Genomic DNA, 10,302 nt, shown 5'->3' on the forward strand with positions numbered 1-10,302 from the left:
TTAAGTGTGAAACAACCTAGTTATGTAAAAAAAATAACTAGTCCGACGCGTTAGTGAACTAGTTTTTAAAGAAATCCTCTTCTCATGCCATGAGTATTATTACTCATCCACAAATAGTAAAAACTGCAAAAGTATAGATAACTTACATTCTATCGCCAAAGTGGTAAGGTTGGAGTAATGGTTTGACTTTAGGATGGGTGCAAGGTATTTGCCATGCTTTTTCGTTACCCGTTCCTAATGACTGACCATCAGTGTAGCAAACTTGGTTTACTCAAACTCCCAGTACAGTCCCAACCTGCGTGACTTTCCAGCATACTCCAATGCTTTTTCTAGGCAGGATGGCGCTTTTAAAGCAAGATACTGAAGTAAGGGTTTGTTTTCATTTGTATTTGACATCTACGAAATTCTACTTTTTGACAAATCTTAAATTAAGTTTCGGTTCAAAAGAGCTATCTTTAGAACCAAGCAGTTCTATTGTTAGCTTGATTTTTTTTGAGTAAATCATGTCATTCATTATTATTTGAAGTATAATTTAAGTCTGAGTTAAAATTTTTTAAACTTCTTCATAACTTTGAGAAGCAGATGTAATTAAATCTTCGATATTGCCGGAAATTGTGTCACAGATCATATCCAAAGGTAAGTCATTGGGGTCATGTCCAAAGGGATTTTCTAATTCAGATCCAATTTCTTCAATCCCAAACAATATTAAACTTATAACAATCATTACTGGAATAGTCCACCATTTAAAAATGCTAACCAGTTCAATAGGTAAAATTAGGCAATAGATTATTAACAATTGCTTGAGAAAAATAGAATATACTAAAGGAATTGGTGTTTTTAAAATGCGTTCGCAACCGCCTAAAATATCCACCAAATCATCTACCAAGTTTTGCAACCTATTCAATTGATAGACATCTACAAGATTGCGATGATATACATCTTGCAAATATGTTTCAATCCAAAACGCAATTTGTAATGGCGGATGATTCGTGTTTTTAAGTTGAGAATAATGAAGAGAAGACATCAATTCTATTAACTCTGCATTGACAGGTTCACGACGTAAATGTAACTTCATTGCTAATGCGAAAGCAGTCACTAACCGGATTATTTTTTCTTTTTCTAATCTATCTTTGACTGATCGTTCTTCAATTATTATTGAGATTCCTCGACCTAAGTTACGAGACGTATTAACTAAAACTCCCCACAACTTTCGACCTTCCCAATGTCGCTCATTAGCTGCATTAGTACGAAAAATTAACAACAAACTCAAGACAAGATTGAAGCTCAAAACAATATTTGGAAGACCATTACTTATCCTTGGTAAAGGTATATGTTTTTCATGATACTCAAGTAATGAAATTATCAAACTATATACACTAAAAAAACCTATCCAAGGAATAATATTTACGATAATTGAACCTTGAAGTAATAAAATTACTTGAAACCAATTCAGCCTTTTTCCACTGTAGTCATGATATTTTTGCTTCCAAGACCTCAAATAATTGCTTTTTTTGCTTGAGGCTATCATTTGACTTTTTTGTTTTTTTGGGTAACTAGGTGGGGTCATTTTTAAAACTCCAAAAGTGGCTCAATCCTAACTATGATTCGTTACTAATGTAATAATAGTCAACTAATGTCTGCATCTAAAGCCTGTTTTTGTGAGTATCAACACCTCAAGTATTAAAGGTACTAAAGCATCACAAAGTCTGAGTATTACTATTTAAAGACCTTCTCTAAATTGTCCACTTCATCTAGCACGGAGGTAGCAAAACGAGCGGAATCTTTAGATGATTTCGCTGCTTCAACACTAGCAACAAGTCCATCAAATTTCTGTACTTGTGCAGTTCCCCCACGCGCTAAGATAGATGGTCTGACTGCATTCCAGGTACGGTGCATCTCCGACGCAGTTGTTTTCAGATTGCTTGTATTTCCTGTTGCTGACCAAATTTCTAACTCACGTCCGTAGTAGTCAAGCAGCGTTACCTCAACTGGAACTTTTGGTTTAAATTCCTTAGTAATATTGGCAGCAATTAATGTCACTTGATTAGCTTTATGCATTGCAGATATGCGATTTTTAGTGGTGACAGCTTGAGTAAGTGCTGCTATTTTGGAATTTAACTGCGCTAATTCTGGTTTATTCTCACCTTTGATTTCGGTATGTAGGCTTTTTAATGCATTTTCCAGCAAGTTAATATTAGCTGTAGCTTTTGTCCAATCATTGGCTTTAGCCATATCGTAGACGCTTTCACCGTATTCACCCACTTGGCTGAGGGAAGTTGGTAATTTATCATCATTTACTTCAGTATCAGCATCGTTAACTGCATCTAGCTTTTCTTTCTCTTCATTGACTTCCACATTTTTATCTTGATTAATTATCATTTGAGTGCTGCTGTGATACTGGGGCATAATAGCAATAGGTAACTGGGGTTGATTTGTAGAGATAGCTTTTGCCAAACCAGCGATACCTAAAGTACCAAGCAAAGAACCGATAATAATGATTTTTGTTGAGTTATTCATAAATCCTACATGTCTCAATCCGTGTCTGTAGTTTTACTATAAATTGCATTTGTTAAGAAGTTGGAAAGATTTGATGGAGTGTAAAAAAGTTTTTAAATCCTTCGGCTACAACTTAGATGCAGTTAGCAAACTAATTTTTTATAATTTCAACCAATCTTTCCGACTTCTTGACTTTTTATTTTTAAAGTGAAGTTGTAGCAAATCAAAAATAGGTGTGAACAACACAAGTAATGATAATTATTTTGGATTGCTCAAAAAACAAAATTTTCCAGGATTGACACACATGAAAACTTCAACAAAAATCGCTTTAGCAGCTGCTTTGATGAGTATTTTAGGTGTTGGCGCAGTGGTAAAAACCGTAAGTGCCTCTCCTTCTCAAAACAGTGTACAAGTAGCTCAGGTTAGTGACGGAGATGGCGAAGCTAATGACGCTACAGAAGCTCCTGAAATCAAGAATAATGGTGTTCATAACACTAAAATAGCTCAAGCAAGTGACGGTGAAACTAATGATGATCAACAAGAACAGCAAGAGGACAAAAAACTACAAGCTTTAGCTAAAATTACAGCAGAACAAGCTAAACAAGCTGCTGAAACTTCCGTCGGTACTCAAGCTAGTAGTGTAAAACTCGAAAATGAAGATGGAAACTTAGTTTATGCTGTAGAAATTGGTCAGAAAGAGGTGAAAGTTGACGCTGGTAATGGTAAAGTTCTCTACACTGAGAATGCTAACCAGGAAAGCGATGAAAATGAAGCTTCTCGTCCAAAGAGTAGCATTCAAGTTACGGAGAATAATAACGAACAGGAAACAAATGAAGGTAGTAAGTAGAGTAACTTATCACTAGTTGTAAGTGATGTTTAGCTGTAAATAGCTAAATACGAGGTTGTTGAATCATCTCTTTTCAACAACCTCCTTTGTTTTTACTAGATCGCCGACGGCGGGGCTTCTCTCAAGCAATACAATACTACCTTGCTGCTGAATTTTTTCCCAATATTCATTAGCAACCAATTTCATAATTATTTCTAGTAACCAGGTAAATTTTATCCCTCGGTTGAGTCGGTGTAACTCTTTGCATGCAGATACAGATTTTGCAACTTTCCAATTATACTGTTGAAAAAATTCTGCCCCTTGCTCAGGAGCAAATAACAAGGTTTTATTTCCATTCGCAAAATATTGGTCGAAAATTTTGCGAACGTAAACTTGATTATAATCTTTTAACGCTAATGATGATTCCAATTCAAATAGCCACCAATTCAGATTAGATTGCTCATAAATATCGGTTGCAAGTAATGCTACTTGGGTTTCATGTAGTATTACTTGCAACCCTTCTGTAATCACTAGCGTCTGTCTTGTTGCAAGATTAATCTCTGAAAAAAAAGTCTTTCTCAATGCCAGGTTGGTAATATCGAGTTTGACACGCTCAAGAGAACACAAAGGTTGCTGGTCTTTAAGTGCTTGTTCTTTGTAAGCAATGATTTCCGGCAGGTCAACTTCAATCCAACGAAGCGATGCACAAAAAGGTAATCGATAGGGTCGAGTATCTAACCCCGCAGTAAGATTGATTACAGTGTCAATGTTTTTTGAATTAATTAACTGTAAAATTAAGTTATCAATAATATAGGTGCGGATGGCGATCGCATTTGTAATTTTGTCTTTCTCCCCTATGACCTCAACAAGCATTTCACCTTTTCCACCAGCTAACACACGCGCTAATGGATCTTTAAATAATGCATCTACACGTTCGCTTTCCAATGCGCGATACATTGCCACTAGATAGGCAGTTTCGGCAAGATTAATCATCGAATAAAGTATTATTTGTGATTCTGGCTAGACTTTAAAAAGATTGCAGATGTCAAACTCTAAAACTTTAGGCAATATTAAAAATTGCAGTTTTGTATAAAACTATAGTAACAGCAGCTAATATCAATTTTGCGGAATTTTTCATTGGGATCATCCGCTTTTGGAAGAAACATAATTATTTGATGCCAAAAACCCTACTATATGGTTGGTCTAAAAAAGGCGATCTGCCAAAAGTGGTGACTGTCCTGGTTTCTAATTGTGATTTTGAAAGTTTCTGGAATAATCCCAAAATAAGGACAATTTATGTAGACGCATTCGCGGAGCGCCTTATAGAGAAGCGGCTTATTGCAGGGTATTGCTTCTAGTGAATAAAGCGCGGCCTCACATAGAATTAGTATAAGTTATTAACTTTTATTGTCCAATATATAAATCATCAATAATTACAAAGATTTAAATGAAAAAGAAGCGTCCCCCTGGTTTAGTAGCAATCGTCATTTATAGGGGCTTCGTTGCTTTACTACTGGCTGCAACATCCCTAGTTTTACTTTTAGCTCTGAAAAATCACGAAGCTCTCGTAACACTCTCCCAATCGTATGTTTTAGAAGGAAAGCTGGAGATTATTGAATGGCTATTAGAGAAAGTTATCAATGTCAAACGTTCGACATTAAAATTTAGTGGCATAGCTGTAGGAATTTATGCCTTAGTAACCGCAATTGAATCTGTAGGTTTGTAGTATGAAAAAGCCTGGGCAAAGATATTAGTTATTGGATTAGTTACTATTAGTATACCTCCCGAAATTTATGAGTTAGTCAAAGGAATATCTATATTGAAAACAATAGTTTTTTTAGTAAATATTGCTATTTTACATTACTTAATACGTCATTTTTGCCATGAGTAAGTAAACTATTTTAGGACTATCTCGGACTTTTCGCAAGTAAGTTTTTTAGCCAAAATAAGAATACTACTCCAGTCAGTATCCAGATGCAAATGAAGATACCTGCTGCTAACAAATTGGTTGGCTTATTTTTACCAGTAGCGATTGCGGTTATAGCCTTTTCACGCGATTCATCAATTACATCTTCTGGAATTAGCTTTAAGAGTAAAATAATACCAATTGGGACTAAAAGTAAATCATCCAAATAACCCAAGACTGGTATAAAATCTGGAATCAGGTCGATGGGACTGAGTAAGTAGGCAACCACACAGATTGCAAGCAGCCTGGTATACCAAGGTAGTCTAGAGTCTTTACAGGCATAATAAAGTGTGTAGGTTTCCTGTTTTAGTTTTTTTACTCTTTGCTTCCAATTGTGCATCATTTTGGTATCTATCATCCTATGATTTAGAATGTTCGCTTTGATTTTTTCAAAATAGGATTATCATGTTGTACAAGTTTTGTTTGTCTAGAATGGAAAAATGTTAAGATGAACCTACTGGTAAGCGCACCGTAAAACAACTACCAATTCCCAATTGACTTGTGACAGTAATTAATCCACCGTGATTCTCAGCAATCGCTTGGGCAATAGCCAATCCCAAACCAGAGCCACCAGAATTATAATAACGTGATTTATCAACTCGCCAAAAACGCTCAAAAATATTTTCTAAATCTTTTGGTGCAATTCCTACACCCGTATCTTGGACATTAACAACTATATCAGAAGCACCACAATTAGCTATGATTTCTACTGTCCCTTTTGATGGTGTATAGTGGATAGCATTTTGAATCAAGTTAGTAAATAATCGTGTTATCTGATTCGGATCACCTAACAAATAAAGCTTTTCATTCAATTGATTTTTTAGATGAATTTGTTTAGCGATCGCTTGCGGCTGATATAGTTGCACTAAGTTATTTAAAATTGAACTAAGATTAACAGTTTCTTTAATGTGGTTAGGAATATTATCATGACGAGCTAAAAATAGTAAGTCTTCTGTAAGTCGAGTCATTTGGTTAGTAGCACTAGAAATAGCCTGAAATTTTTCTGTGTCAGTTTCCCGCATTCCTTCTGGATACTTTAGCGCTACCCCTGCATTACTTTTAATCGCCATTAAAGGACTGCGGAGTTCATGGGAAGCGTCAGCAGTAAACTGTTTTAACCGTTCAAAGCTTTCTTCAATTGGTTGCATCACTTGACGAGTTAGCCAAACTCCACCAGCACCACTAATAATCAAAGCTACAACAATTCCACCGCCTAAACCTAAATCTAATTTATTTAAAGTTTCATCGAATTCTTCTAGAGATTGACTAGCTCTTACATATCCAATGAATTGTTTATCGTCACTACTAATAATTGGTAAAGTAACAGATTGGATACGATTTTTACCAACTGTATTAATTTGTTCTCCTTCTTTTACATGAGCAGGTAAACTTAAAACATCTTGTCCCTGTTTTTCTATAAGATTACCTTTAGTATCAAACCAGTTTAACCCTTGATGATTTTCAAATAATTTATCTTGAGGTAAGTCATTTTCAATTTTAATTCTACCGTTATCAAACTCGGCATTAGCAGCAGCAACTTGTGCTAGAGCAGCAAGTTTTTGTGTTTGTTGTTTATGGAGGCTATGGGTAAAAACAATCCGAACAGCAATTGCAAATCCACCTAAGATTAATGATAATACGATTAAATAAGACAACAGCAAACGACGGCGAATTTTTTCAAACATCAGCTAAATTTGCCCTTATTTAGGACATAGGCGATAACCAACACCGTAAACAGTTTCGATAAAATCCTCTGAACTTCCTACCGCTCTGAGTTTCTTTCTTAAATTTGTAATGTGAGTTTTAACGGTTTCTTCCCCAGATAATTTATCAAACTCCCACAATTTATTTAAAATGGCCGAGCGAGTTAAAACTTGAGTAGGATTTTTCAAAAAGCATTCTAATATCATGTATTCTTTATGTGTTAATGATAAAGGCTTGCTTGCATAGGTGACATGACAATTATTAGTGTCTAATTGTAAATCACCGTGAATTAAAATTAATTGGCGAGTTTCTGGACTTCTCCGAGATAAAGCTCTAATTCGTGCTGCTAATTCTTCTAGTTCAAATGGTTTAACTAAATAATCATCTGCACCAGCATCAAGTCCAATTATTTTATCTGATGTTGTATCGCGTGCTGTTAGCATTAGAATAAAAGCGTTACAATTAGAAGCACGTAACCGTTTACAGAGGGTAATTCCATCTAAGCGGGGTAACATTAAATCTAATAAAATTAAATCATAATTACCTGCTTGGGCATATTCCCAACCTTCAATTCCATCACAAGCAATATCAACAGCATGATGCTGGTGTTTTAAATCTTCGGCTAAGGGTTTAGCGATGCGATCGTCATCTTCAACTATTAAGATTCTCATAATTTTTATGCTATTTATTTTGTATTTAACAAAAAATAGTCATCTATCTGCTTAAACACATTACTCAATTGGGTGACGCACTTTTTTCTCCTGTCGCACGGAAAAGAATAGGACAACTGCCAGCAGGATAAAGGCGATCGTCGAAGCATAGCCCCTTGGCAGTGACAAACCGCCATCTTTAACTGGTTTGGTAAGAAAATCTCCGAAGGTGGCTCCGAAGGGTCGTGTGAAAATGAACGCCAGCCAGAATAGGAGAATATCGCTCAACTTTGTTATGTAGTGAAGGGCGATAACAACACCAATGACGCTGGCCGTCATGAATGCGCCCTGGATATAGCTCAATCCCAAATTGCTTGTCAGAAAGTCACCAAAGGCCGTTCCTAAACTGTTGGAGAACACGATAGCCAGCCAATAGGCGGTTTCTGCGTCTTTCCTGATGATTGGATAAACGCTCAGATCCCGATCCCGGTAGTACCAGATGGCAAGAACGCTCAACAGACTGGCTACCAGGATAAGCGATCCCACTGCGTATCCCAGCCCGAGAGATCGATCCATCAGGTCTGAAACTTCGGTTCCGGCTGTGGTTGTAGCAATGATGGCCAACCAGTAAAGGACTGGACGATATCTGTCGGATTGAATTTGAAAAAACAGGAGAATAGCCAGAATTGCGAACGTTACGGCAAAGGCTATGTAATACCCCAGCCCAAGAGACATTGAGATGAAGTCACCTGCCGTCTCGCCGAGCGTCGTGGCGATAATCTTCATGATCCAGAAGAAAATTGTGACTTTTGCAACTTTGTTCATTTCTTTTTCACAATAAAAAAATAGTAAGTCATCATAATTGAGATTAGCTCAGTCTGGTAGAAACAACTAATATCTGAATGGCACGCTTGAAAAGCTCTAAGCTATGTGGAATTAGCACTACAGCTTTAAAAGCTCTTGAACAGTGAAGGGATGGTCAGGCGATGGCGCGGAGCGTCCGCCGTAGGCATCGCAAATTGCCAACCAAATCGCCTCTTCACAAACAGAAAAATGCCATTTGTTCGAGAAGGCGATCGCTAATCAGTCTTGTCGGTCAATCGGCAGTAAGGCTGGTTTCTTCTGCTTAAGACTTAAGTAAGTAACCAGACTCGCGATTATAGACAGAAAAAGCATACTGGTTCCGACAGTACCAAAACCAAAGCCTCCATTTGTAGCAGATTGGGATAGTAAATCACCTATAGATGCTCCGAGCGGACGAGTCAAGATGTAAGCTAACCAGAATGCCAAAACTGCATTCATTCGCAAGTGATAATAAGCGATCGCTATGATTGCAATTGAAGCGCCAAATATCAATGCTGATTGTGCATACCCCAGTCCCAAAGACTCTGCTAAGAGGTCTCCTGTTGCAGTGCCCAAGGCAAACGTAAACAAAACAGCCACCCAATAGAAAAGCTCTCTTTTCGCTGTATTGATGGAGTGCATGGCTAATGTCTTTTCGTTTGAATACCACAGTGCAAAAACTACCAACAAGGAAACACTAAAAATTACAGTAGTTGTCACCAAACTAACTCCAAGCTCATCTACTAATCTATCAGTGATCAGTGTGCCAACGATACTTATCAAAACGACCACAAACCAAAAACTTGATGGAACATAGCGTTTCAGCTTAAATTGATTCAACAGCACAATCAGTAACACGCTGCTCATAATGTAGGATGTAACACCTAAACCAAGGTTCAGGGTTGCTGACAGAAAATCTGCTGCGGTTTCACCTACCGTGGTTGCCAGAACCTTAATAATCCAGAAGTAAATTGTCACCTCTGGAACCCTGTTTAACATCTTCTTCATGATATTTGCCCTTCTCGATTTTTCGGTAGAAGTGAGATGACATCACATCCTAAAGTTGGCTGTGTTGTAATAAATCACTAGTAGTAAAGCAATGAATGATTGGCAGTTGTATAAACTAGACACCAAAAAATTACCCAATCAAAGCTGATGAATTTGCTGCTGCGGAGAACAGTCGTTAAGGGGCTAAAACCCTTCTGAATTAGCCATCATGATTTATGAGTTTTTTTGGAGGAAGCTTTTATCGTCATTGATAAAAAGTCTCTTGCCGTTTCTTCCAGAGTGGTTGCACATATCTTCATGCTCCAAAAGAACGCAGTCATTTGTGGAAGTTTGCTCATTTTTACTGTCTGGCTCTCATACTTTATCTGAACTTGCAGGTTCATCGTAGAGAGAAAAAGTCAAGAACTTGGAAAGATATGGCTGGCAATGAAGATTTTTAATCTCTACCCACTGATTTCCGTCTTCTGCCTTCAAATACCAGCAGTAATGCGATCGCTTTGCTCGCCGTAGGCATCGCACTCAAAGCGAAAATACTTCCAGCAATGAAAGTGTTAAATCACAATTAATTGCATTTATCATAATCACATTTGACGATGAAATCAGAATGAAATTCTATAGCCTCTGAAAACCTCGATTTGCAGGAATTTTTAAGGATGGCGCAGTGCTTGCAGTTGCTCTAACTGTTGGGTTTGTTCTTGCAGACGAATAGCAAGGCGATCGCATACTAATTCACATAGCTCAAAAATTATCGGGTCAGTAATTTGGTAAAAAACACTGATTCCTTGTGGCTGACGAGTGACTATACCTGC

At 37.2% G+C, this 10,302-nt stretch carries 9 protein-coding genes and 2 pseudogenes; 2 read left to right on the forward strand and 9 right to left on the reverse strand.

What is annotated here, in order from left to right; genetic code table 11:
• Positions 1–553 precede the first annotated feature (553 nt).
• Both ACEW80_RS33310 and ACEW80_RS33315 read right to left on the reverse strand, forming a co-directional pair.
• Complete coding sequence (locus ACEW80_RS33310; protein ID WP_373530715.1) at positions 554–1,567, reverse strand: bestrophin family protein; 1,014 nt, start codon at positions 1,565–1,567, stop codon at positions 554–556.
• Positions 1,568–1,716: 149 nt separating this feature from the next.
• Entirely contained in the window at positions 1,717–2,517 is an 801-nt protein-coding gene (locus tag ACEW80_RS33315) for a sporulation protein YpjB (protein ID WP_373530716.1), read from the reverse strand.
• A 283-nt stretch (positions 2,518–2,800) separates the two neighbouring features.
• On the opposite strand from ACEW80_RS33315, the gene ACEW80_RS33320 reads away from it, so the two are divergent.
• Positions 2,801–3,343 (forward strand): PepSY domain-containing protein, encoded by a 543-nt coding sequence (locus ACEW80_RS33320; protein ID WP_373530717.1) that lies wholly within the window; start codon positions 2,801–2,803, stop codon positions 3,341–3,343.
• A 63-nt stretch (positions 3,344–3,406) separates the two neighbouring features.
• Here ACEW80_RS33320 and ACEW80_RS33325 read toward each other — a convergent pair whose 3' ends face one another.
• Positions 3,407–4,315, reverse strand: a complete 909-nt coding sequence (locus tag ACEW80_RS33325; protein WP_373530718.1) for a class I SAM-dependent methyltransferase — start codon at positions 4,313–4,315, stop codon at positions 3,407–3,409.
• A 454-nt stretch (positions 4,316–4,769) separates the two neighbouring features.
• Here ACEW80_RS33325 and ACEW80_RS33330 point away from each other — a divergent pair.
• Positions 4,770–5,213 (forward strand): annotated as a pseudogene (locus ACEW80_RS33330) (DUF2127 domain-containing protein).
• A 16-nt stretch (positions 5,214–5,229) separates the two neighbouring features.
• Here the strand turns inward: ACEW80_RS33330 and ACEW80_RS33335 are convergent.
• The 6 genes and pseudogenes from ACEW80_RS33335 to ACEW80_RS33360 all read right to left on the reverse strand — a co-directional run.
• Positions 5,230–5,631 carry a YkvA family protein gene (locus ACEW80_RS33335; protein ID WP_373530719.1) on the reverse strand — a complete coding sequence of 134 codons (402 nt, stop codon included), beginning with the start codon at positions 5,629–5,631 and terminating at the stop codon, positions 5,230–5,232.
• 100 nt (positions 5,632–5,731) lie between these two features.
• Complete coding sequence (locus ACEW80_RS33340) at positions 5,732–6,973, reverse strand: ATP-binding protein (RefSeq protein ID WP_373530720.1); 1,242 nt, start codon at positions 6,971–6,973, stop codon at positions 5,732–5,734.
• A gap of 15 nt (positions 6,974–6,988) precedes the next feature.
• Complete coding sequence (locus tag ACEW80_RS33345) at positions 6,989–7,663, reverse strand: response regulator transcription factor (RefSeq protein WP_373530721.1); 675 nt, start codon at positions 7,661–7,663, stop codon at positions 6,989–6,991.
• A 60-nt stretch (positions 7,664–7,723) separates the two neighbouring features.
• Complete coding sequence (locus tag ACEW80_RS33350) at positions 7,724–8,467, reverse strand: hypothetical protein (protein ID WP_373530722.1); 744 nt, start codon at positions 8,465–8,467, stop codon at positions 7,724–7,726.
• Positions 8,468–8,725: 258 nt separating this feature from the next.
• A complete protein-coding gene (locus ACEW80_RS33355; protein ID WP_373530723.1) occupies positions 8,726–9,493 on the reverse strand; it encodes a hypothetical protein in 768 nt (255 codons plus the stop codon).
• 647 nt (positions 9,494–10,140) lie between these two features.
• Positions 10,141–10,302, reverse strand: a pseudogene (locus tag ACEW80_RS33360) (transcriptional regulator); the annotation flags it as partial.

The organism is Nostoc sp., assembly GCF_041747015.1.
GTDB lineage: Bacteria > Cyanobacteriota > Cyanobacteriia > Cyanobacteriales > Nostocaceae > Nostoc.